The sequence below is a fragment of the Tsukamurella sp. 1534 genome, assembly GCF_000312385.1.
Classification (GTDB): domain Bacteria; phylum Actinomycetota; class Actinomycetes; order Mycobacteriales; family Mycobacteriaceae; genus Tsukamurella.
The window spans coordinates 41,732-62,736 of record NZ_HE997628.1 but is presented as its reverse complement, the minus strand read 5'-3'; the positions used below and the strand labels follow the sequence as shown (position 1 = coordinate 62,736).

The following is a 21,005-nucleotide window of genomic DNA, read 5'->3' as shown; positions in this document are numbered from 1 at the left end:
TAGACTCGCGGCATGGTCCGCCAGCCGCTCACCCCGGAACAGCTCGCGGCCGGGCGACGGCTCGGCGCGCGTCTGCGGACCGTGCGCGGCGCCCGGCGGTTGGACGACGTGGCGCAGGCCGCGGGGATCTCCCCGGAGACGCTGCGCAAGATCGAGACCGGGCGCATGGCGACGCCGGCGTTCGGCACCGTCGTCGCCCTGGCGGCGGCGCTGGACGAGCCGCTCGACGCGCTGGCCGCGGAGTACGCGGGGACGCAGGCGTTCGGGAGGACCGGCTGACCGCCGTGGTATTTTAATACCATGATGGAGCTCAAGACCCCCGGCGAGATCGACAAGATGCGCACCACCGGCGCGTTCGTCGCCGAACTGCTGGACGCGGTCACCACGATGGCCGAGCCCGGCGTGAACCTCATGGACCTGGAGCATCGCGCGCGGACGATGATCGCCGACCGCGGCGCGGTGTCCTGCTATTGGGACTACGCACCGTCGTTCGGCCGCGGCCCCTTCCGCAACGTCACCTGCCTGGCCGTGAACGACGCCTGCCTGCACGGGCTTCCGCACGACTACGTGCTCGCCGACGGCGACCTGCTCACGGCCGACATCGCGGTCACGATCGACGGCTGGTCGGCCGATTCGGCGCGCAGCGTCAGCGTGGGCAACCCGCGCCCGGAGGACACCCGCCTGATCGAATGCACCCGCGTCGCGCTCGACGCCGCGATCGACAAGATGCGGCCCGGCAACAAACTCGGCACCGTCTCCGCCGCGATCGGCGACGTCGCGAAAAGCTATGGCTACCCGGTGAACACGCAGTTCGGCGGGCACGGGATCGGCCGCACCATGCACGAGGACCCGCACGTGCCGAACACCGGCAAGCCGCGTAAGGGCCTGCTCCTGCGCACCGGCATGACGCTCGCGCTGGAGCCGTGGTTCTGCGCCACCACCGACGAGATCAGGATCGACCCCGACGGCTGGACCCTGCGCTCCGCCGACGGTTCGCGCGCCGCGCACAGCGAGCACACCGTCGCGATCACCGAGGACGGCCCGCTGATCCTCACCGCGCCCGCGTAGCGGCTACCGGCCGAACACCGGGCGTAGGCGGTCGATCGCCTCCTCGATCTCCGCGGTCGCCCCCGCGAAACTGAGGCGGATGAACCGATTGCCGTGGGCCGTATCGAAATCCAGGCCCGGGGTGATCGCGACGCCGGTCTCGTCGAGCACCCGCGCGCACCAGGCGAGCGAATCGCCGGTGAGATGGCCGATGTCGGCGTACGCGTAGAAGGCACCGTCGGGCGGGGCGACCTCGGCCACGCCGAGCTCTCGCAGCCCCGCGAGCACGATCTCCCGGTTCCGCGCGTACCCGGCCACGTGCCCGTCGAGCTCGGCCCGCGATTCCTCCGTGAACGCGGCGACCGCCGCGTACTGGGAGACGGCCGGCGCACAGATCGTCATGTTGGCGGTCAGCCGCTCGACGGGCCGCCGCAGGTACTCCGGCAGCAGCATCCACCCCAACCGCCAGCCCGTCATCGCGAAGTACTTCGACACCGAGCCCATCACCACCTGCTCCCGCGAGGTGCCCCAGGCGCACGCGGTGGGGCGACCGTAGCTCACGCCGTGGTAGATCTCGTCGGAGATGAGCAGCGTGCCGTGCTCCTCGCACCACCGCGCCAGGCCCGCGAGCTCCTCCGGCGCGAGGATGGTGCCGGTCGGATTCGCCGGACTGGCGACGATGAGCCCCTTCGGCGGCTCCGGCAGCGCGTCGAGCATCGCGACGGTCGGCTGGTACCGGGTCTCCGGCCCGCAGTCCAGCTCGACGACACGGCATCCCAGAGCGGAGAGGGTGTTGCGGTACGCCGGATACCCGGGCCGCGCCATGACCACGGTGTCGCCGATGTCGAAGGCCGCCAGGAAGATCAGGGTGAACGCGCCCGACGACCCGGTGGTGACCGCCACCGCGTCCACGGGGACGTCGATGCCGTAGGCCCGGCCGTAGTGCGCCGCGATCGCCTCCCGCAGCGGCGTGATCCCCAGCGACTCCGTGTACCCCAGCGGGCCCGCGTCGAGCGCGGCGTGCGCCGCCTCGAGCACCGGCGTCGGGGCACCCGCCGACGGCTGGCCCGCGGCGAGGGAGATCACGTCGCCGTGGGTCTCGCGGCGCCGTGCCGCCGCGGCCAGCACGTCCATGACGTGGAACATCTCGACATCCGACCGGCGCGATTCCTGCATGCCGTCCATCGTTTCACGTCCGGGCCCGTCCGAAACCGGCCTCGAACCCGGTCACGATGCGAATAGCGCCGCCTGATGCGGCGGAGGGGCGGTTTCAGGAGGCGATCACCGCGTCGGGCGGGTGAGGAAGGCGACCACCTCGCGGGCGATCCGGGTGATCACCACCGTCATCGGCTGCGATCCCTGCAGTTTGAGCTGCTTGCGCAGCACGTCCGGGTCCACTCCCGCGCCGCGGGTGAGGATCTCGACGCTGCCCACGTCGCGGGCGCGCAGCTCCGCGCGCAGGGCCTTCTCGGAGAACTTCATCTGCTCGACGATCTCGAAGCCGCGTTCCCCGTCGGGCACCGCGTCGCCCGTGAGGTATGCGATGTGCGGATCCAGCTGCCACAGCCCGTGCCGGCCCGCGTAGTGCCGCACCAGCCCTGCTCGGATGACGGCGCCGTCGGGCTCGATGAGGAACTTGCCGGGCGCATCCGGGTCCACGTCGTGCGGGTCGGTGGAGACCACCTCGAAGCTGCGCAGCCCGCGCAGCACCGTCGCGCGGGTGAGGCCGGGAACGGCGACGGGACCGGACCACAGGCACGCCTCACGCACGCCGCCGTCGAGGGAGACGATCTCGACCTCGCCCGAGAACCCCGCCCGGCGCAGCCCCTCGTAGTCGATTCCGGGCGCGGTCTTCACCGCGAGCGAGCGTCCCGCGTACGCGGCCCGCAGCGCGGACAGCGGCGGCGACATCTGCTCCGGATCCACGATCCGCCGTCCCCCCGACCTGCGCGCCGGGTCGGCGATCACCACATCCGCGTTGGACGTGGGGGTCAGGGCGTCGGCCACGTAGACCAGCGCCCGCGGCACGTTGTGCGCCGCCATCTGCGCGCGCACGGGATCGATGTCGCTGCCCACCACACGCGGGCACACCTGCACCAGCGCACTGAGTTCCGAGCCGATGGAGCACGTGACGTCGTGCACCGACAGCCACGCGAGCCGGCGGGCGCGGTGCTCCGCCACCGCCGACGGCGTCGCCTGCTGGACCGCCTCGTCGGTGAGCATCCACCCGGAGACGTCGCCGAGCTTGCCCGCCGCGCGCCGCCGTGCGCGCACCTGCTCGATGACGGCCGGGGCGTGCGCGCCGGCGACGCGGCGCACCGTCGACACGTCCGACAGCAGGCTCGACTCGGTCAGGGCCAGCCGATCCGCCGCGGCCACGGCGGCGATGCCGTCGGCCGTGCGCAGGTAGGCGAGATCGGCCCCGTCCACGCCGCGATTCCCGGCGCTACTCGGGCTTGGTGCCCGTGATGGCGAGGTTGTAGAAGAACTTGCGCGGCACGATGCGGCTGAGCACGTTCTCGTCGAGCGCCGACAGCTTCTTCCAGCCGCCGAACGCGAACCCGGCCCAGCCGAAGCCCAGCTTCTCCGGCGGCACGGCCGCCTCGAAGGTGCGGACGGGCCACCCCAGGAATGCCGCGGTGAACTCGTCGGTGGAGGCCTCCACGTTCACGGCGCCGGCGCGGGAGGCGAGGGCCTCCATCTCGTCCGGATCGAAGGTGTGGATGTCCACGACGGCCTCGAGGGCCGCGGCGCGCGACGACTCGTCGAGCTCGGCCTGCGGGCGGCGCCAATCGGCCAGGAACGGCAGCTTCGTCACGTTGGTGGTGGCGGCCCAGGTGAGGCGCCCCAGCCAGCGCGCGTAGAAGTCGCCGATCGTGGTGGGCTCGCCCGCGAACACGAACCGACCGCCCGGCTTGAGCACGCGCAGCACCTCGCGCATGGACTGCTCGACGTCCGGGATGTGGTGCAGCACCGCGTGTCCCACGACGAGGTCGAAGGTGTCGTCCTCGTAGGGGATCGTCTCGGCGTCCGCGACCCGGCCGTCCACGGTGTGGCCGAGTGCCTCGCCGTTGCGCAGCGCCACCTTGACCATGCCGGGCGACAGGTCCGTCACCGAACCCGTCTCGGCGACGCCCGCCGACATCAGGTTCAGCAGGAAGAAGCCGGTGCCGCAGCCCAGCTCCAGGGCCCGGCCGTACGGCTTCTCGTTGTCGCCGTGCGTCGCCGCCTCGAACCGGTCGCGGGCGTAGTCGATGCACCGCTCGTCGAAGCTGATGTGCCACTTCTCGTCGTAGGTCTCGGCCTCCCAGTCGTGGTAGAGGACCTGCGCGAGCTTGGTGTCGGAGAATGCGGCCTCAACCTCGTCCGCCGTGGCGTGCGGGTTGGGAGCCGGCTGCTGGTCGGTCATGTAAGCCTTTCCTGAAGTCCCCGCTAGGTTACCGTCCGGTCAGATCACGGCAAACCCTCGTGGTGGAACACGTTCTCCAGGGTGTCACTTCCCGACGAACTTCGCCTTACCGGGACCGTTCTCCACGAACGAGTCCATGCCGATCGTCCGGTCCTCGGTGGCGAACAGCCCGGCGAACAGGTGGCGCTCGATCGCGAGCCCGGTGGCCAGGTCCACCTCGATGCCCTGGTCGATGGCGAGCTTCGCCGCCCGTAGCGCCTGCGAGGCACCCCCGGTGAACTGCTTCGCCCAGGTCAGCGCAGCCTCGTAGACGTCATCGGGAGCCACGACCTGATCCACCAGGCCGATCTGCAGCGCCTCCTCCGCGCCCACGAACCGGCCCGTGAACACCATGTCCTTGGCCTTCGCGGGGCCCACCAGGCGGGCCAGGCGCTGGGTGCCGCCGCCGCCCGGGATCACGCCGAGCAGGATCTCCGGGACGCCCAGCTTGGCGTTGTCGCCGACGACCCGGCGGTCCGCGCCCAGTGCCACCTCGAGGCCGCCGCCGAGGGCGTATCCGGTGACCGCGGCGACGGTCGGCTTGCTGATCGAGGCGATGGCCGAGAGGCCGCCCTGCAGGCGCGCGATCGCCTGGCTCATGTCGGTGTACGACATGGCCTGCATCTCCTTGATGTCCGCGCCGGCGGCGAACACCTTCGGGCCGCCGTAGATCACCACGGCCTTGATGTCGTCGCGGCCGTCGGCCTCCGCGGCGACCGCGATCAATTCGTCCTGGACCTGCGAGTTGATCGCGTTCATCGGCGGCCGGTTGAGGCGGATGGTGCCGATGCCCGGGTGCTCGTCGGTGGTCTCCAGAGTCACGAATTCAGTCATGCCCGTGACGTTACCCGGTGGCTTCGGCCCTCAGTCGGTGATGTGGCCTTCGAGGTACTCCCGCCACCCGGGGAAGATCCGCTGCCCGCCGTCCCATCCGTCCGCCGCGGGCATGGGCGGCGTCAGATCGGCCCCCTCAGCCGCCCAACCGAGGGCGTCCTCGACGGTGTCGAACGGCAGCAGCTGGAAGAGGTTCGAGAACGTGGGCGCCATGAGCTTGTGCTCGCGCGCGAGCCACGCGTCGATCGCCGCGCGCGGGCTCGACCAGTACGCGGACGCCGCCTCGGTGGTGCGCAGGTCCGCGGCCTGCCCCTCGGGCAGCGCGGCGAGGTAGAACATCGTGTCGTACCTGCGGGGCCGGCCGGGAGGGGTGATCCACCGCGACAGGGGAACCAGATCGTCGGGGTGCACGCGGACGCCGCACTCCTCCTGGGTCTCGCGCGCCGCGGTCCGCGTGAGGTCGCCCTCGTCGACGTCCTCGATCCCGCCGCCCGGGAACACCGTCACGTCCGGCGCGAACTCCATGCCGCTCACCCGGCGCAGCAGGTACACCTCCAGGCCCGACGGTGCCGTCCGCAGCAGCACGACGGTGGCCGCGGGCCGGATGGGTACATCGGGCAGGTCCCGCGCGTGCTCCGCGCCGTTGCCGCTCACGCCTGCAGCCTCCGCCGCCCGGGCCGCGAGGCACGTCGCGCGAAGTACCGCCCGTCGGCCTCCTCCAGCAGGATCCGCTGGCTGAAGGTCTCCGACAGCGCCTCGGCGGTGAGCACGTCGGAGATGAGGCCCTGGGTGACCACGGCCCCCTCCTTGAGCATCATCGCGTGCGTGAAGCCCGGCGGGATCTCCTCCACGTGGTGGGTCACCAGCACGGTGGCCGGCGCGTCCGGGTCGTGGGCCAACACGTCGAGCCGGGCCACGAGCTCCTCGCGGCCGCCCAGGTCGAGACCCGCCGCGGGCTCGTCGAGCAGCATCAGCTCGGGGTCGGTCATGAGCGCGCGGGCGATGAGCACGCGCTTGCGCTCCCCCTCGGACAGGGTGCCGAAGCGGCGGTTCGCCAGGTGCTCGGCGCCCATGGACTCCAGCACGTCCACCGCACGGCTGATGTCCACCTCGTCGTAGCGCTCACGCCAGCGCCCGAGCACCGCGTAGCCCGCGGACACCACGAGGTCGGTGACGAGCTCGTCCTCGGGGATACGGGCCGCGAGCGCGGCGGTGCTGACACCGATCCGGGCCGTGAGGTCCTGCACCACCGTCTTCCCGAGAACCTCGCCCAGGATGTGCGCCTCGCCCGCCGAGGGGAACACCTGCGCCGCGGCGAGCCGCATGAGGGAGGTCTTCCCGGCGCCGTTGGGGCCGAGCACCACCCAGCGCTCGTCGAGCTCGACCCGCCAGTCGACGGGACCGACCAGCGTGCGACCGTCGCGGACGAGACGGACGCCGGAGAAGTCGATCAGGAGATCCTGATCGGGGGCGGCGGCGGACGATGACGCTACGGGTTCGGACACATCATCCATCCTGCCCCACGTCACCCCCGGGATGCGGGCAGGATGGTCACCGTGTCCATCGACAGCAGACCGTCCCCCGGCGCCCCCGACCCCCTCGGCGCCGTCCCGCAGCCCGGCGGAGTGAACTTCGCCGTGCACGCCCCGCACGCCACCGACGTGTGGGTGTGCCTCGTCGACACCGACGAGGGCGGCACCCGGTCCGAACGCCGACTACGGCTGCCCGCGCAGACCGCCGGCGTCCACCACGGCTTCGTCGCCGGGATCGGCGAGGGCACCCGGTACTGCCTGCGCGCGAGCGGACCCTGGGATCCCGGGAACGGCCTGCGGTTCAACGAGAACAAGGCGCTCATCGACCCGTACGCGCGCCGGATCGACGGTCCCCTGGGCGATTCCGTGTCCCTGCTGCCTTACGGCGAGGACGGCGCACCGTCGGAGACGGACTCCCTGCCGCACATCCCGCTCTCCGTGGTCACCGGCGCACCGACGCCCCCCGAGGCGGGCCCCGGCGTGCCCTGGGAGCGGACCCAGATCTGCGAGATCCACGTGGGCTCCTACACCGCCAGGCATCCCGACGTCCCGGAGGAGCTGCGCGGCACCTACCTCGGGCTGGCGCAGCCGGCCGTTCTCGAGCACCTGCGCCGGATCGGCGTCACCGCGGTGGAACTGCTGCCGGTGCAGGCGTGCCTCACCGAGCCCGGCGTGCGGGCCCGCGGGATGCGCAATCACTGGGGCTACTCCACGGGCGCCTACTTCGCGCCGGACCCCCGCTTCGCCAGTCGCCCGGGCGACGAGGTGGAGGAGTTCGCCGCGATGGTCTCGGCGCTGCACTCCGCGGGCCTCGAGGTGCTCATGGACGTGGTCTACAACCACACCGCCGAGGAGTCCGTCGCGGGCCCCTCGCTGTCGTGGCGGGGCCTCGACGCCCCCGGCTACTACCTGCTGGAGAACGGCGAGGACCTGGACTACACGGGCTGCGGCAACACCCTCGACTGCGCCTCCCCCGCCACCCTGCGGCTGGTACTCGACAGCCTCCGCTACTGGTGCGAGACGTTCGGCGTCGACGGCTTCCGGTTCGACCTCGCGAGCGTCCTGGGCCGGGGCCGCACCGCGACCGGCCCCCAGGGCCCGGTGATCCCGTTCGACCGGCTCGCCCCGCTGCTCTCCGCGATCACCGCGGACCCGGTCCTCACCACCCGCAAGCTCATCGCCGAACCGTGGGACGCCACCGGCGAGGGCTATCAGGTGGGCGGCTTCGGCCCCGCCTGGGCCGAGTGGAACGACCGCTACCGCGACACCGTGCGCACCTTCTTCGCCGGGGGCGGCACCGTGGGCGACCTCGCGTCGCGGGTGTCGGGCAGCCAGGACCTGTTCGGGACGCTCTCGCGCACCCCGTTCTCGTCCGTCAACTTCGTCACGGCCCATGACGGCTTCACCGCGCGGGACCTGGTGAGCTACGAGCGCAAGCACAACGAGGCGAACGGCGAGAACGGCCGCGACGGCACCGACAACAACCGTTCGGTGAATCACGGATTCGAGGGCGGCACCACCGATCCCGCGATCCTGGCCGCCCGCGCCCGGCACGTGCGCGCGCTGCTCGCCACGCTGCTGCTGTCCACCGGCACGCCGATGCTGCTGGGCGGCGACGAGCTCGGCCACACCCAGTACGGCAACAACAACGCGTACTGCGTGCCCGTCGACGCCCCGGCGGCCGACGCCTACGCGGTCGAGTGGGCCGATGCCGACAAGGAGCTCATCGCGTTCGTCGCCCGGGTCGCCGCCGCGCGCCGGGCGGCGCCGGTGCTGCGGCAGCAGGAGTTCTTCGACGGCCGCGCCACCCGCGACGGGGAGCCCGACCTCGCGTGGTTCGGCGCCGACGGTGCCGAGATGACCCCGGAGCACTGGCAGGATCCCGCAGTGCGCACGCTGCAGGCGTGGGTCGACGGCGACGACGTGCGCTCCCCCAGCCACGACCGCGCCGTCCCCGAGAAGGACGCGCTCATCGTCTGGCACTCGGGCGGCGAGACGACGGTGCGCCTGGGCGCCCCCGCGTCGTGCTCGCACGGCTGGGAGTTGATCATCGACACGTCGCAGCCGACGGGGGAACCGTCGGGGCGGTCGCTGTTCGACGCGCACGCCGAGGTGCCGGTGATCGGGCCGGCGGTGCTGGTGTTCCAGGAGCCCTGAGCGGCGGCGCGCCGCGGCCCTGTGGGCGCCGGATCAGGTGGGCCGCCGGGATCAGGCCAGGGGAACGCGGCGGACCTGGCCGTCGACGGCGTCGGCGGCCTCGATCTCGTCGCGGGTCACGCCGAGGACGAACAGCACCGCGTCGAGGTACGGGTGCGAGAGCGCGGTGTCGGCGACCTCCCGCAGGGCGGGCTTGGCGTTGAAGGCGACGCCGAGCCCGGCCGCGGAGAGCATGTCGATGTCGTTGGCCCCGTCGCCCACGGCGACGGTCTGCTCGACGGGCACGCCTGCCGCCTCGGCGAACTCGCGCAGCGCGCGGGCCTTACCGGGGCGGTCGATCACCTCGCCGATCACCCGGCCGGTGAGCTTCTCGTCGACGATCTCCAGCGTGTTGGCGCGCACGAAGTCGAGGTCCAGGTCCTTCGCCAACGGCTCGATCACCGCGGTGAACCCACCGGAGACCACGCCGCAGCGGAACCCGAGACGCTTGAGGGTGCGGATGGTGGTCCGCGCGCCCGGCGTCAGCTGCAGTTCGCCCGCGACCTCGTCGATGACCGAAGCGGGCAGCCCCGCGAGGTTCTCGACGCGCGCGTGGAGGGACTGCTCGAAGTCGAGCTCGCCGCGCATCGCGGCCTCGGTGACGGCCGCGACCTCCGCCTCCTTGCCCGCCCGGGCGGCGAGCATCTCGATCACCTCGCCCTGCACCAGGGTGGAGTCCACGTCGAAGCAGATGAGCCGCTTGGACCGCCGCGCGATGCCGGCGCGCGAGGTCGCGATGTCGACGCCCTGTTCGGTGGAGACCGTCGCCAGATCGGCGCGCAGGCGCGCGTCGCCGTCCGCAACGTCGGGGACTGTCACGAGCAGTTCCAGCGCCGTCACGGGGTAGTCGGCGATGCCCGCGATCGACTCGATGTTGACGTTCGATTCGGCGAGGGTCGCGGCGACGGCGGACAGGGCGCGGGCGGAGACGGGCGCGCCCATGAGGACGACGGCGTGCGTGGGCACGGGCGGCCGCGCCGGCTGCTCCCCGGAGATCTCGACGGCCACGTCCATCCCGACTGTGGCCATCGCCTGCTCGACGGTCTCCTGCACGTGTTCGGGGTCCCCGTCGACGGCGGCGAGGACGCCGAGGGTGAGCCTGCCGCGGATCACGGTCTGCTCCACGTCGAGGATGCTCACGGCACTGCGGGCCAGGACCCCGAACAGCACGGAGCTGACACCGGGCTTGTCGCCGCCGGTGACGGTGATGAGGATCGTGGGGTCGGAGGTCGCATCGCGCACGCGTGAAGCGTAGTCGGCGGCGGGTGGAACGCCGAACGGCGCCTCCCGTGTGGGAGACGCCGTTCGTCGTGTTCGGGTGGCCGGACCTAGTGGCCCTTGCCCGGGCCCGCGTGGGCCTCTTCCCGTATCCGTTCGATCATGTGGGGGTAGTGCAGCTCGAACGCGGGGCGCTCGGAGCGGATGCGGGGCAGCTCGGTGAAGTTGTGCCGCGGGGGCGGGCAGCTGGTGGCCCACTCCAGGCTGTTGCCGAAGCCCCACGGATCGTCGACGGTGACGACCTCGCCGTAGCGGTAGCTCTTGAACACGTTCCACACGAACGGCAGGGTCGAGGCGCCCAGGATGAACGCGCCCACCGTCGAGATCCGGTTCAGCGTCGTGAAACCGTCGGTCGCGAGGTAGTCCGCGTAACGACGCGGCATGCCCTCGGCGCCCAGCCAGTGCTGCACCAGGAAGGTCATGTGGAAACCGATGAACGTGAGCCAGAAGTGCCAGCGGCCCAGGCCCTCGTCCAGCATGCGGCCGGTCATCTTCGGGAACCAGAAGTAGATGCCCGCGTAGGTGGCGAACACGATCGTGCCGAAGAGCACGTAGTGGAAGTGCGCGACCACGAAGTAGGTGTCGGACACCGCGAAGTCCAGCGGCGGCGAGGCGAGCAGGACGCCGGTGAGGCCACCGAAGAGGAAGGTGACGATGAAGCCGATCGAGAACAGCATCGGCGACTCGAATGTTATGTGACCCTTCCACATCGTGAGAATCCAGTTGAAGAATTTCACGCCTGTCGGGACCGCGATGAGGAACGTCATGAAGCTGAAGAACGGCAGCAGCACGGCACCGGTGGCGTACATGTGGTGCGCCCACACCGCGACGGAGAGGGCCGCGATGGCCAGCGTCGCGAGGACCAGGCCGCTGTAACCGAAGATCGGCTTGCGGCTGAACACCGGGAAGATCTCGGACACGATGCCGAAGAACGGCAGCGCGATGATGTACACCTCGGGGTGTCCGAAGAACCAGAACAGGTGCTGCCACAGGATGACGCCGCCGTTGGCGGGATCGTAGATGTGTGCGCCGAACTGGCGGTCCACCTCGAGGCCCATGAGCGCGGCGGTCAGCAGCGGGAAGGCGAGCAGGATCAGGAGCGACGTCACCAGGATGTTCCAGGTGAAGATCGGCATGCGGAACATCGTCATGCCGGGGGCGCGCATGCAGACCACGGTGGTGACCATGTTGACGGCGCCGAGGATGGTGCCGAGACCACCCACGGCGAGGCCCATGATCCAGAGGTCGGCGCCCGGGCCGGGCGAGTGCAGCGCATCGGTCAGCGGGGTGTAGGCGGTCCAGCCGAAGTCCGCCGCGCCACCGGGGGTGATGAAGCCCGAGATCACCATGATCGCGCCGAACACGAACAGCCAGTAGCCGAACGCGTTGAGGCGCGGGAACGCCACGTCGGGCGCGCCGATCTGCAGCGGCAGCACGAAGTTCGCGAAGCCGATCACGATGGGCGTCGCGTACAGCAGCAGCATCACGGTGCCGTGCATGGTGAACAGCTGGTTGAACTGCTCGGTGGAGAGGAACTGCAGGCCCGGCTCGGCGAGCTCGGCGCGCATCAGCAGCGCCATCAGGCCACCGATGAGGAAGAACGCGAAGCACGTGACGATGTACATGATGCCCAGCGTCTTGTGATCGGTCGTCGTCACCAGCTTGTAGATGAACGACCCCTTGGGCCCGGTCCGCTGCGGATACGGACGCTCGGCAGTCACCTCGACTGCCGGACGATGCGCTTGCGCGGTCACAAATCCTCCTGCCCTGTGGCTCACCGGTGACGCGGCTGTCGGCACCGGCTGTGCCTCTTCATTCAGGTCTGCAGCGGGGTGTTCGCTCACGGCGGACTCCCGCTTCTTGGGTAAGAGTAGCCCCTCGCCCCCGGGCTTGTCCCCGCGGTCCTACTCTGCGTCGTACTCGCGTCGCGCGGGTCCGCCGGAACGGCTGCGCACGGGGCGCGGGCGGTGCCCCCTGCTAGCGTGGCGCACGTTCATCGGACACAGGTGAGGACGGCGCAGTGAACAGGGCGAGTAGGACCAGCGCGGCGATCGCGGTCGCGGCGATCGGTGCGTCCGTGCTGTCCGCGTGCGGCGGCTCGGAGCCGATCCAGCAGCCGTTCGCGTCGATCGCGACCACCACCACCCGGCTCGCGTCCGCCAACATCATCGGCCTGGACCGCAAGGCGGACGAGGCGTGCGCCGCCCCCGTCGTCGGCGGGCCCGCGCCGGCCGGCATCGTCGTGGCCGATCCCGCCCTGCTCGACGGGCTGTGCGCCCTCGGACTGCAGAACCGCGTACGCGCGGTCGGGGGCGCGGCACCGTCGTACCTCGGCGGCACGATCGCGAAGATCCCGCAGCTCGGCGACGACGCCCGGGCGGACGTGAGCGTGGGCACCGAGCGCTCGGCCGACGCGAACCGTCGCGCCGGCCGCACGACGGTGGTCCCCGCCCCGTCCGCCGACTGGCGGCGCAGCTTCCTGGCGCTCGCCGACGCGGTGCGGATGCCCGCCGAGGCCCGCGCCGTCCTGGACCGCTACCAGCGCGACGTGGCGGAGAAGTCGGTGAAGATCGACGCGATCCACAACGTCGTGTCCCTGGTTCGCTTCACCGATCAGGGCAGGGCTCTCGCGATGGGAACCGCCCCCCTGGCGGCGCAGGTGCTGGCGGACCTCGGGGTGGAGCGGCCGGAGGGACAGCGCAGGGCCGATCCGGTGGAGATGTCCGGCGGCGATTACAGCGCCGCGGACGCCGACCTCGTGTACGTCGGCTACCAGGGCGATGAGGGCCGCGATTTCGGCATGTCGGTGATGACGTCGAAGCAGTGGGACGACCTGCGCGCGGTTTCCGCGAAGCGGCAACTGCTGGTCCAGGACGAGGCGTGGTTCTCGGCGGGCGGCCCGGTGGCCGCGGGCATCGTGGTGCACGACGTGACGAACACCATCAAGGCGTCGTCCTGACCCGTCCCGAGCGACGCTCGGCCGGCTCCCTGACACACCGAACACCTCACACCCGGGGCGTGACGCCCCTCACAACCGGACGGTAAAACCGCAGGCCGGAAGCTCGGTGTACACCTGTTCACGGATTCGGGCCGGAAGACCCTTCATTCACGCTTGTCGCAAGTGATAGCCTGGAGGCGATTGAATCTCACGTACGGCTTCTACCTGCAGAAACTCTTGTGGGATTTCCCACAGGAACCCGAGGGATCCGAAGCAGGGAAACAGCCGGAACGTGTCACGAAAGGACCGATCATGGCTTTGTTGAACGTGCCGCGCGTGACGCACATGGCCCGTATGCGTGGGCGCTCGTTCCCGGGACAGACCGAGTACGAGCAGACCCTCACCGACCTCTCCGAGGCGTCGGTACGCCGCAACTTCGATCCGTACGTCGACATCGACTGGGATTCGCCCGAGTTGGCGATCACCCCGGACGACACGCGCTGGGTCTGCAACCCCCGCTTCGACCCCATCGGCCGGCACCCCTGGTACCAGGAGCAGCCGCTGGCGAAGCAGATCGAGATCGGCATGTGGCGCCAGGCCAACGTGGCCAAGGTCGGCCTGCAGTTCGAGTCGATCCTGATCCGCGGCATCATGCAGTACACCGCGGTGCAGCCGAACAACTCGCCGGAGTTCCGGTACGCCACCCACGAGGCGAAGGAGGAGTGTCAGCACACGCTGATGTTCCAGGAGTTCGTCAACCGGGTGGGCATGGACGTGCCCGGTGGCGCATGGTGGTTCCGCCGCCTGTCGCCGATCATCCCGCTCGCGGCCACCAGCTTCCCGAACATCTTCTACATGGGCGTGCTCGGCGGGGAGGAGCCGATCGACCACCTGCAGAAGCAGTTCCTGCGCTCGGCGGACACGCAGCACCCGGCCATGACCGCGGTGATGCAGATCCACGTGGCCGAGGAGGCCCGCCACATCTCGTTCGCGCACCAGCTGCTCGAGCACAAGATCCCCATGCGCGGCCCCGTGCCCCGTTTCCTGCTGTCGCTGGCGCTGCCGCTGGTGATGCGCATCCTGCTGGGCGCCATCATGGTGCCGCCGCGCCAGTTCTGGGACACCTTCGACATCCCGCGGTCGGTCAAGAAGGACATCTTCTGGCGTTCGCCCGAGTCGAAGGCCATGCGCCAGGAGGTGTTCGGCGACGTGCGTCTGCTCGCGGAGCGCACGAAGCTGATGAACCCCGTCTCGCGCGTCCTGTGGCGCGTCCTCGGCATCAACGGCCGCGTCTCGCGCTTCCGCAGCGAGCCGTCGTACGCTGCGCAGTAGCCGAACACAGCCCCGATATCCGGCTCGGCGGTCCACCCGCCGAGCCGGACCCGTATCCGGAACCCCGTCGAGAGGCGACCAGTGCCCCACGTCATCACCCAGTCCTGTTGCAGCGACGCGTCGTGCACCTTCGCGTGCCCCGTCAACTGCATCCACCCGACGCCCGACGAGCCGGGCTTCGCGACGGCCGAGATGCTGTACGTGGACCCCACGACGTGCGTGGACTGCGGCGCCTGCGTGACCGCCTGCCCGGTGGACGCCATCGGCCCGGCGCACCGGCTGCCGGAGGAGCACAAGGTCTACATCGAGCTCAACCGCTCGCTGGCCGCCGCCGACCCCGCCAACAGCAAGCTGGGCGGCCCCAATCCGCAGGAGCGCAGCCGCCCTCCGATGGCGCACACCGTGCCGCCGAAGCAGCTGCCGATCCCCGCCGGGAACGTCGTCAGCGTGGGCGTGATCGGCAGCGGCCCGGCGGCGATGTACGCCGCCGACGAGTTGCTGCGCTACCACGGCGTCACCGTGGACGTGTACGAGAAGCTCTCCACCCCGTACGGCCTGGCCCGCTTCGGCGTGGCTCCCGACCACACCCGCACCCGGAAGGTGTCCGGCCTGTTCGACAAGGTGGCCGCGGACCCGAACTTCACGATCCATCTCAACACCGAGGTCGGCCGGGACGTGTCGCTCGAGGAGCTGCGTCGCCGGCACGACGCCATCGTCGTGGCCGTGGGCGCGAGCACCGACAAGAAGCTGGGCATCACGGGTGAGGACCTCCCCAACGTGCGCAGCGCGACGGACTTCGTCGCCTGGTACAACGGTCACCCCGAGCACCGCGGCGACGACATGGACCTCGCGCACGAGAAGATCGTCATCATCGGCAACGGCAACGTGGCGCTGGACGCCGCGCGCATCCTCACGGCGGAGCCTGAGGAGTTGGAGGAGACCACCATCTCCCCCGCCGCCCTGGCGGCGCTGAAGGATTCGCGGGTCGAGGAGGTCGTCATCGTGGCGCGCCGCGGCCCGGAGCACGCCGCGTTCACGCTGCCCGAGGCGCTCGGCCTGGTGGACGAGCGCACCGTCGTCGTGCATCCGGATCCGGACGTCGCCGAGACGCTGGTCGCGGGCAGCGAATCCGAGCTGACGGCGCACAAGCTGGAGCTGCTGGAGTCGCTGGAGACCCAGTCCGATGCGGCGCACCGCATCCGCCTGCGTTTCCTCACCACCCCGGAGTCGATCGAGGACACCGGCGACGGCCTCGTTCTGCACGCCAAGCACAGCGTGACCGGCGAGGCCGTGGACCTGCCCGTCGGCATGGTGCTCACGTCCGTCGGCTACCGGGGCGTCCCGGTGGAGGGACTGCCGTTCGACGAGCGCCGCGCGGTGCTGCCGAACGAGGCCGGCCGGGTGCTCGGCGACGACGGTGCGCCACTGCCCGGTGTGTACGTCACGGGCTGGATCAAGCGCGGCCCCAACGGCTTCATCGGCACCAACAAGACCGACTCGCAGGAGACGGTGGAGCGGTTCGCCGAGGACGTGGTCTCGGGCGTCATCGGCAACCGACCGTCCGGAAAGCGCAAGCGCCCCTTCAGCAGGATCCTCGGCGCGTAATCTGCCCTCGTGGCCTCCCGCTCCGAGCACGGTGAACCGGTCGAGCTGACCGTCGGTGATCGCACCGTGCGGGTCTCGAGCCCCGACCGGGTGTACTTCCCCGAGATCGGGGCGACGAAGCTCGACGTGGTGCGGTACTACGAAGCGGTGGGTCCGGGCGTCGTCCGTGCCCTGCGCGACCGCCCGACGATGCTGCACCGCTATCCCAAGGGCGTCGCCGGGCCGAAGGTCCACCAGAAGCGGATCCCCGCAGGCGCGCCGGACTGGCTGGAGACCGTGGAGATCTTCTTCCCCCGGTTCGGCCGCACGGCCGACGAAGTGGTGGTCACGGAGCTCGGCTCGGTGATCTGGGCGGCGCAGATGTCCACGGTGGAGTTCCACCCGTGGAACTGTCGCCGCGACGATCTTGACCGCCCCGACGAGTGGCGGATCGACCTGGATCCGATGCCCGAGTGTCCCTGGCCCCGCGTGCAGCGGGTGGCTGCGGTGGTCCGGGAGGTCCTGGGCGAGTTGGGGATCCGCGGGTTCCCCAAGACCTCCGGCGGTACCGGCCTGCACGTGTACGTGCGGATCGAGCCCCGGTGGACGTTCGCGGAGGTGCGGCGGTGCGCCCTGGCCTTCGCCCGGGAGGTGGAGCGCAGGGCACCGTCGGACGTGACGACGGTGTGGTGGCGCAAGGACCGCGACCCGTCGGCGGTGTTCCTGGACTACAACCAGAACGCCCGCGATCACACGATCGCGTGCGCGTACTCGCTGCGCGGCACGCCGATCGCCACCGCCTCCGCGCCGGTCACGTGGGACGAGGTGCCCGACGTCCACCCCGACGACTTCACGATCCGCACCCTGCCCGCCCGGTTCGCCGACCTCGGCGACCTGCACGCGACCATCGACGACGAGGCGTTCTCCTTGGACACCCTCGTCGAGTGGGCCGACCGCGACGACCTCCCCCTCACCGACTGACCGGCCGATCGGCAACGGCGGGCGCGGATCACCAGCGCCGGTCGTGGATCGGGATGTGCGGGGCGAACGCGTGGATCGCCGCCAGCGCCTCGTCGACCGACGGTGCCGTACCCGGACCCCAGGTGACCGTGCCCGCGGACGCCGACGGGGGTACCGGAACCAGCATCGAGTTGATCCGGCCGAGCCGGCGCATGAACGCGCGCGAGACATGCGGCGCACCGTCGACGGCGAGGTGGACGTGCTTGCGGTGGCCGGCGCGCTGCGTGACGACGTACACCGCTGCGACCGCGGGCCAGTCGAACGCGAAACCGCCCCGCTGCGAGGTGATCCCGGAAGGATCGACGCGCAGGATCTCCGGCTTGCCGAACAGCATCCACGGCCCGAGGACCGCGCAGGCGCCGAAGAACGCGATGCACAGAACGGCGATGACGGGTCCGCCACCGCCCTCGGTGGGCATGAGCAGCATGCCCACCCCCAGAGCGACGAACACCAGCGGACCCACGATCATCAACAGAGCCGTTGTGACGGTGAGCCGCTGGCGCGCGACGAACTCGGTCAGAAGTCCCAGTCCTCGTCCTCGGTGTTGACGGCCTTGCCGATCACGTACGACGAGCCGGAACCGGAGAAGAAGTCGTGGTTCTCGTCCGCGTTGGGCGAGAGCGCCGACAGGATCGCGGGGTTCACCTCGGTGGCGTCCTTGGGGAACAGCGCCTCGTACCCGAGGTTCATCAGCGCCTTGTTGGCGTTGTACCGCAGGAACTTCTTCACGTCCTCGGAGAGGCCCACCTCGTCGTACAGCGACTCGGTGTAGTCCTCCTCGTTCGCGTACAGCTCCATCAGCAGCTCGAACGTGTAGTCCTTGAGCTCCTCGCGCCGCGCGGGGCTCTCCGTCTCGAGCCCGCGCTGGTACTTGTAGCCGATGTAGTAACCGTGCACGGCCTCGTCGCGGATGATCAGGCGGATCATGTCGGCCGTGTTGGTGAGCTTGGCGCGCGAGGACCAGTACATCGGCAGGTAGAAGCCGCTGTAGAACAGGAACGACTCGAGCAGCGTGGAGGCCACCTTGCGCTTGAGCGGATCGTCGCCGCGGTAGAAGTCCATGACGATCTGCGCCTTGCGCTGCAGCTGCTCGTTCTCCTCCGACCAGCGGAAGGCGTCGTCGATCTCGCGGGTGCTGCACAGCGTGGAGAAGATGGAGCTGTAGCTCTTCGCGTGCACGGACTCCATGAACGCGATGTTGGTGAGCACCGCCTCCTCGTGCGGGGTCGTGGCGTCCGGGATCAGGCTGACGGCGCCGACGGTGCCCTGGATCGTGTCGAGCAGCGTGAGGCCGGTGAAGACCCGCATGGTGAGCTGCTTCTCGTAGTCCGTGAGCGTGCCCCACGACGGGATGTCGTTGCTGACCGGGACCTTCTCGGGCAGCCAGAAGTTGCCGGTCAGGCGGTCCCAGACCTCGGCGTCCTTCTCGTCCGGCACCCGGTTCCAGTTGATCGCCGACACCCGGCTGACGAGCTTGACGGGCGCGCCGTCGGCGGGGCTGTGAGCAGCGATTTCAGACATGACACCTCGGTTTTCGCAGGCCTGGATTTTCGACGCCCCCGACACTACCCCTTGGGGCTGACAAGTCGGGGAACCGCAAGATTTAGTCGATCGGGCCTGTTCGGCGTGTCGCCCTCAGATCACCACGACGTCGAGCAGACCGTCGAGCACGGCCCCGTCTCCGCGCAGTTCGACGGTGTCCACCGGCGTCCGGCGCCACAGCGCGAGATCGAGAGCGGAGGCGGTCCCGCGGACCGTCACGTCGGCCGCCGCGAGCGCGTCCTCGCCGGTGAGGACGTCGACGCCGTCGACGCGCAGCCGCAGCACCCACTCGTCGCCGGTGTCGGTCGCGACGACCGCGAGGGTCTTCCCGGCGAGCTCTTCCGGCGCGCCCTTCCTACCCAGGATGAGCGGGATCTGGATCTCGGTGAGTTCGCCGATGCCGTCGGCCGCGATCGCGGGTGCGATCGGCTCGGCGCCGCCGGGTAGCGCGTTCTGGATGTCCCACCGGTGGATCGAGATCTCCTGCGCCATCCGCCGCATCCAGAACGCCGCGACGGTGCGCCCGATGAAGGCGCGGGCGGGCGCGTCGGGTTCGTGTCGGCGCAGTTCGTCGAGCAGCGCCCTCACGACGTCCGCGTACCAGCCCAGGACCGCGGGGCCTTCGGGCGCGTCCGTGACGTCGGGGCTGAACCGTTCCTTCGATTCGGGTCCGGCCTGCAGGAACATCGTCGCCCACCGGTGCGCGCCCGCGGTGTGGACGACAGCGTCCCGCACCGTCCACCCGGGGCAGCTGGGAACCGGGGCGTCGAGCGACGACGGGTCGATGCCGGCGATGCGGTCGCCGTCCGCGGCAAGGGAGTCGAGCCAGAGCTGAGGGTTCATGGCTCGACCCTACGAGCGACGCGTCTGGCCCCGCCGACCCTGTCGCGAATTCGTCACACCGAACGGCGACTTCAGTGCTAGTGTCCGAATGTTCGATTCGCAAATCCGAACTCCTGGGGGAAACCATGCGTACTCGCGCCGTCACCGCCGCGGTCTGCGCGGCCGCCGCCACCGCGGCACTCACCACCGTCGCTCCCGGCGCGGCGCGCGCAGAGCCGAACAGCGTCTCCTGCATCTCCTCGCCGAACGTCGGCGCACCGTCGACCGCGGGCGGCAGGTTCGGCACCGCGCCCCTGACGCTCCCGGCACCGCTGGTCGCAGGCTGGGACCTGGGATCGGGATCCTCCCGCGGGGCGGCCACGACGGCGTCGGCACGCTACTCCCCCGGCGGCAACGTGATGAACCTGGTGGAGGTCGGCCGCCTCCGGGTGGAGCCCGGCAGCCACGACACGCTGGGCATGGCGCTGGCGTTCTCGCTGTGCCGCTTCCCCGACGCCGCGATGACGGGCGACAAGGCACGCGACACGACCGATCGGCAGATGACTCCGGTACGCGTCGGCGGCGTCAAGGGCACGCGCCTGGACCTGAACATCAACATCGCTGCGCGACAGGGCGAACCGGCCGAGACGGACTGGTTCACGATCTTCGTGCTCGACACCACGCCCACGTCCTACTTCCTGGGCGGCTCCAACAAGGCGAACAAGGAGGCGCGCGGCAAGGTCGACGCGGTGATCCGCGGTCTGCAGGTGCGCTGACGCCCGGAGCGCTCCGCGTGAGGTGCATGCTGTAGGCGTGACCGAACTGCCGATGTTCCCGCTCGGCGCCGTGCTCCTGCCCGGCGAGGACCTTCCGCTGCGCATCTTCGAGCCCCGATACCGCACGATGATCGAGCAGTGCCTCGCCACCGATGGGCGGTTTGGCGTGGTGCTCATCGAGCGCGGCAGCGAGGTGGGCGGCGGCGACGTGCGGTCCGACGTGGGGACCGTCGCGCAGATCGACCGGTACGTCCGCAAGGCCGGCGGGGAGTTCACCCTGGTGTGCCGGGGCACGGACCGGGTCCGGGTGCTGCGGTGGCTGCCCGACGACCCGTACCCGCTGGCCGAGGCCGAGTCGTGGCCCGACGAGGTGCAGCCCGCGGTCGACCTCATCCCGCTGCTCGGCAAACGCGACGAGATCGAGCGGCTCGCGGCGAAGCTCGCCCGGAGCGAGGGCGTCCGGCCGCGGCCGTGGCCGAGGCTGACGCTCCCGGAGGACCCGGTCGAGCGGAGTTACCACCTCGCGCGGGCCCTCCCCCTGGCGGACGCCGACCGGCACCGCGCCCTCGCCGCCCCGGGGCCGGCGGACCGCGTGCGGATGCTCACCGACGCCCTCGACGACGTGATCGCCACCCTGCGATTCCGACTGCAGTAGA

The 21,005-nt window shown here is 70.6% G+C and carries 20 protein-coding genes; 9 read left to right on the top strand and 11 right to left on the bottom strand.

What is annotated here, in order from left to right:
• Positions 1 to 12: 12 nt before the first annotated feature.
• Positions 13 to 279 (top strand): helix-turn-helix domain-containing protein, encoded by a 267-nt coding sequence (locus BN39_RS18375; protein WP_019203913.1) that lies wholly within the window; start codon positions 13 to 15, stop codon positions 277 to 279.
• A 21-nt stretch (positions 280 to 300) separates the two neighbouring features.
• Positions 301 to 1,068 (top strand): type I methionyl aminopeptidase, encoded by a 768-nt coding sequence (map, locus tag BN39_RS18370; protein ID WP_019203912.1) that lies wholly within the window; start codon positions 301 to 303, stop codon positions 1,066 to 1,068.
• Positions 1,069 to 1,071: 3 nt separating this feature from the next.
• On the opposite strand, the gene BN39_RS18365 is transcribed toward map, so the two are convergent.
• The 6 genes from BN39_RS18365 to BN39_RS18340 form a co-directional block, all read right to left on the bottom strand.
• On the bottom strand, positions 1,072 to 2,232 hold the full coding sequence (locus tag BN39_RS18365) for a pyridoxal phosphate-dependent aminotransferase (protein WP_051159079.1): 1,161 nt from the start codon (positions 2,230 to 2,232) through the stop codon (positions 1,072 to 1,074).
• A 96-nt stretch (positions 2,233 to 2,328) separates the two neighbouring features.
• Complete coding sequence (locus tag BN39_RS18360) at positions 2,329 to 3,477, bottom strand: hypothetical protein (RefSeq protein WP_019203910.1); 1,149 nt, start codon at positions 3,475 to 3,477, stop codon at positions 2,329 to 2,331.
• Between the two features lie 16 nt (positions 3,478 to 3,493).
• On the bottom strand, positions 3,494 to 4,456 hold the full coding sequence (locus tag BN39_RS18355) for a class I SAM-dependent methyltransferase (RefSeq protein ID WP_019203909.1): 963 nt from the start codon (positions 4,454 to 4,456) through the stop codon (positions 3,494 to 3,496).
• Between the two features lie 84 nt (positions 4,457 to 4,540).
• A complete protein-coding gene (locus BN39_RS18350) occupies positions 4,541 to 5,329 on the bottom strand; it encodes an enoyl-CoA hydratase/isomerase family protein (protein ID WP_019203908.1) in 789 nt (262 codons plus the stop codon).
• A gap of 30 nt (positions 5,330 to 5,359) precedes the next feature.
• A complete protein-coding gene (locus tag BN39_RS18345; protein ID WP_019203907.1) occupies positions 5,360 to 5,983 on the bottom strand; it encodes an NUDIX domain-containing protein in 624 nt (207 codons plus the stop codon).
• Complete coding sequence (locus BN39_RS18340) at positions 5,980 to 6,843, bottom strand: ABC transporter ATP-binding protein (RefSeq protein ID WP_051159089.1); 864 nt, start codon at positions 6,841 to 6,843, stop codon at positions 5,980 to 5,982. The genes BN39_RS18345 and BN39_RS18340 overlap by 4 nt, the downstream gene beginning before the upstream one ends.
• 33 nt (positions 6,844 to 6,876) lie before the next feature.
• Here BN39_RS18340 and glgX point away from each other — a divergent pair, with 33 nt between their 5' ends.
• Positions 6,877 to 9,018, top strand: coding sequence for a glycogen debranching protein GlgX (gene glgX, locus BN39_RS18335; RefSeq protein ID WP_019203905.1), 2,142 nt, complete (start codon positions 6,877 to 6,879; stop codon positions 9,016 to 9,018).
• Between the two features lie 51 nt (positions 9,019 to 9,069).
• Here the strand turns inward: glgX and serB are convergent, their stop codons facing one another.
• On the bottom strand, positions 9,070 to 10,299 hold the full coding sequence (serB, locus tag BN39_RS18330) for a phosphoserine phosphatase SerB (protein WP_019203904.1): 1,230 nt from the start codon (positions 10,297 to 10,299) through the stop codon (positions 9,070 to 9,072).
• An 86-nt stretch (positions 10,300 to 10,385) separates the two neighbouring features.
• Positions 10,386 to 12,056, bottom strand: a complete 1,671-nt coding sequence (gene ctaD, locus BN39_RS18325) for a cytochrome c oxidase subunit I (protein ID WP_019203903.1) — start codon at positions 12,054 to 12,056, stop codon at positions 10,386 to 10,388.
• A 299-nt stretch (positions 12,057 to 12,355) separates the two neighbouring features.
• Here ctaD and BN39_RS18320 point away from each other — a divergent pair, with 299 nt between their 5' ends.
• The 4 genes from BN39_RS18320 to ligD all read left to right on the top strand — a co-directional run bounded on the left by BN39_RS18320 (position 12,356) and on the right by ligD (position 17,170).
• Entirely contained in the window at positions 12,356 to 13,294 is a 939-nt protein-coding gene (locus tag BN39_RS18320; RefSeq protein ID WP_019203902.1) for a hypothetical protein, read from the top strand.
• Positions 13,295 to 13,618: 324 nt separating this feature from the next.
• Entirely contained in the window at positions 13,619 to 14,605 is a 987-nt protein-coding gene (locus BN39_RS18315; RefSeq protein ID WP_051159088.1) for a diiron oxygenase, read from the top strand.
• 81 nt (positions 14,606 to 14,686) lie between these two features.
• Positions 14,687 to 16,210: an FAD-dependent oxidoreductase gene (locus BN39_RS18310; RefSeq protein ID WP_019203900.1), complete on the top strand. Its 1,524-nt coding sequence runs from the start codon at positions 14,687 to 14,689 to the stop codon at positions 16,208 to 16,210.
• Between the two features lie 9 nt (positions 16,211 to 16,219).
• On the top strand, positions 16,220 to 17,170 hold the full coding sequence (gene ligD, locus BN39_RS18305) for a non-homologous end-joining DNA ligase (protein WP_019203899.1): 951 nt from the start codon (positions 16,220 to 16,222) through the stop codon (positions 17,168 to 17,170).
• 28 nt (positions 17,171 to 17,198) lie between these two features.
• Here the strand turns inward: ligD and BN39_RS18300 are convergent, their stop codons facing one another.
• The 3 genes from BN39_RS18300 to BN39_RS18290 form a co-directional block, all read right to left on the bottom strand.
• A complete protein-coding gene (locus tag BN39_RS18300; protein ID WP_019203898.1) occupies positions 17,199 to 17,678 on the bottom strand; it encodes a hypothetical protein in 480 nt (159 codons plus the stop codon).
• Positions 17,679 to 17,725: 47 nt separating this feature from the next.
• Entirely contained in the window at positions 17,726 to 18,730 is a 1,005-nt protein-coding gene (gene nrdF / locus BN39_RS18295) for a class 1b ribonucleoside-diphosphate reductase subunit beta (RefSeq protein WP_019203897.1), read from the bottom strand.
• Positions 18,731 to 18,844: 114 nt separating this feature from the next.
• Entirely contained in the window at positions 18,845 to 19,594 is a 750-nt protein-coding gene (locus BN39_RS18290; protein ID WP_019203896.1) for a maleylpyruvate isomerase N-terminal domain-containing protein, read from the bottom strand.
• 125 nt (positions 19,595 to 19,719) lie between these two features.
• On the opposite strand from BN39_RS18290, the gene BN39_RS18285 reads away from it, so the two are divergent.
• Both BN39_RS18285 and BN39_RS18280 read left to right on the top strand, forming a co-directional pair.
• On the top strand, positions 19,720 to 20,349 hold the full coding sequence (locus BN39_RS18285) for a hypothetical protein (protein ID WP_019203895.1): 630 nt from the start codon (positions 19,720 to 19,722) through the stop codon (positions 20,347 to 20,349).
• Between the two features lie 37 nt (positions 20,350 to 20,386).
• Positions 20,387 to 21,004 carry an LON peptidase substrate-binding domain-containing protein gene (locus BN39_RS18280; RefSeq protein ID WP_019203894.1) on the top strand — a complete coding sequence of 206 codons (618 nt, stop codon included), beginning with the start codon at positions 20,387 to 20,389 and terminating at the stop codon, positions 21,002 to 21,004.
• Position 21,005: the final 1 nt, after the last annotated feature.

What these genes read in the sequence shown, in the direction of transcription:
- BN39_RS18375 (WP_019203913.1), top strand. Translation starts at nt 13, where the DNA reads ATGGTCCGCCAGCCGCTCACCCCGGAACAGCTCGCGGCCGGGCGACGG.
- map (WP_019203912.1), top strand. Translation starts at nt 301, where the DNA reads ATGATGGAGCTCAAGACCCCCGGCGAGATCGACAAGATGCGCACCACC.
- BN39_RS18365 (WP_051159079.1), bottom strand. Translation starts at nt 2,232, where the DNA reads ATGGACGGCATGCAGGAATCGCGCCGGTCGGATGTCGAGATGTTCCAC.
- BN39_RS18355 (WP_019203909.1), bottom strand. Translation starts at nt 4,456, where the DNA reads ATGACCGACCAGCAGCCGGCTCCCAACCCGCACGCCACGGCGGACGAG.
- BN39_RS18350 (WP_019203908.1), bottom strand. Translation starts at nt 5,329, where the DNA reads ATGACTGAATTCGTGACTCTGGAGACCACCGACGAGCACCCGGGCATC.
- BN39_RS18340 (WP_051159089.1), bottom strand. Translation starts at nt 6,843, where the DNA reads ATGGATGATGTGTCCGAACCCGTAGCGTCATCGTCCGCCGCCGCCCCC.
- glgX (WP_019203905.1), top strand. Translation starts at nt 6,877, where the DNA reads ATGGTCACCGTGTCCATCGACAGCAGACCGTCCCCCGGCGCCCCCGAC.
- BN39_RS18315 (WP_051159088.1), top strand. Translation starts at nt 13,619, where the DNA reads ATGGCCCGTATGCGTGGGCGCTCGTTCCCGGGACAGACCGAGTACGAG.
- BN39_RS18300 (WP_019203898.1), bottom strand. Translation starts at nt 17,678, where the DNA reads ATGATCGTGGGTCCGCTGGTGTTCGTCGCTCTGGGGGTGGGCATGCTG.
- nrdF (WP_019203897.1), bottom strand. Translation starts at nt 18,730, where the DNA reads ATGTCTGAAATCGCTGCTCACAGCCCCGCCGACGGCGCGCCCGTCAAG.
- BN39_RS18290 (WP_019203896.1), bottom strand. Translation starts at nt 19,594, where the DNA reads ATGAACCCTCAGCTCTGGCTCGACTCCCTTGCCGCGGACGGCGACCGC.
- BN39_RS18285 (WP_019203895.1), top strand. Translation starts at nt 19,720, where the DNA reads ATGCGTACTCGCGCCGTCACCGCCGCGGTCTGCGCGGCCGCCGCCACC.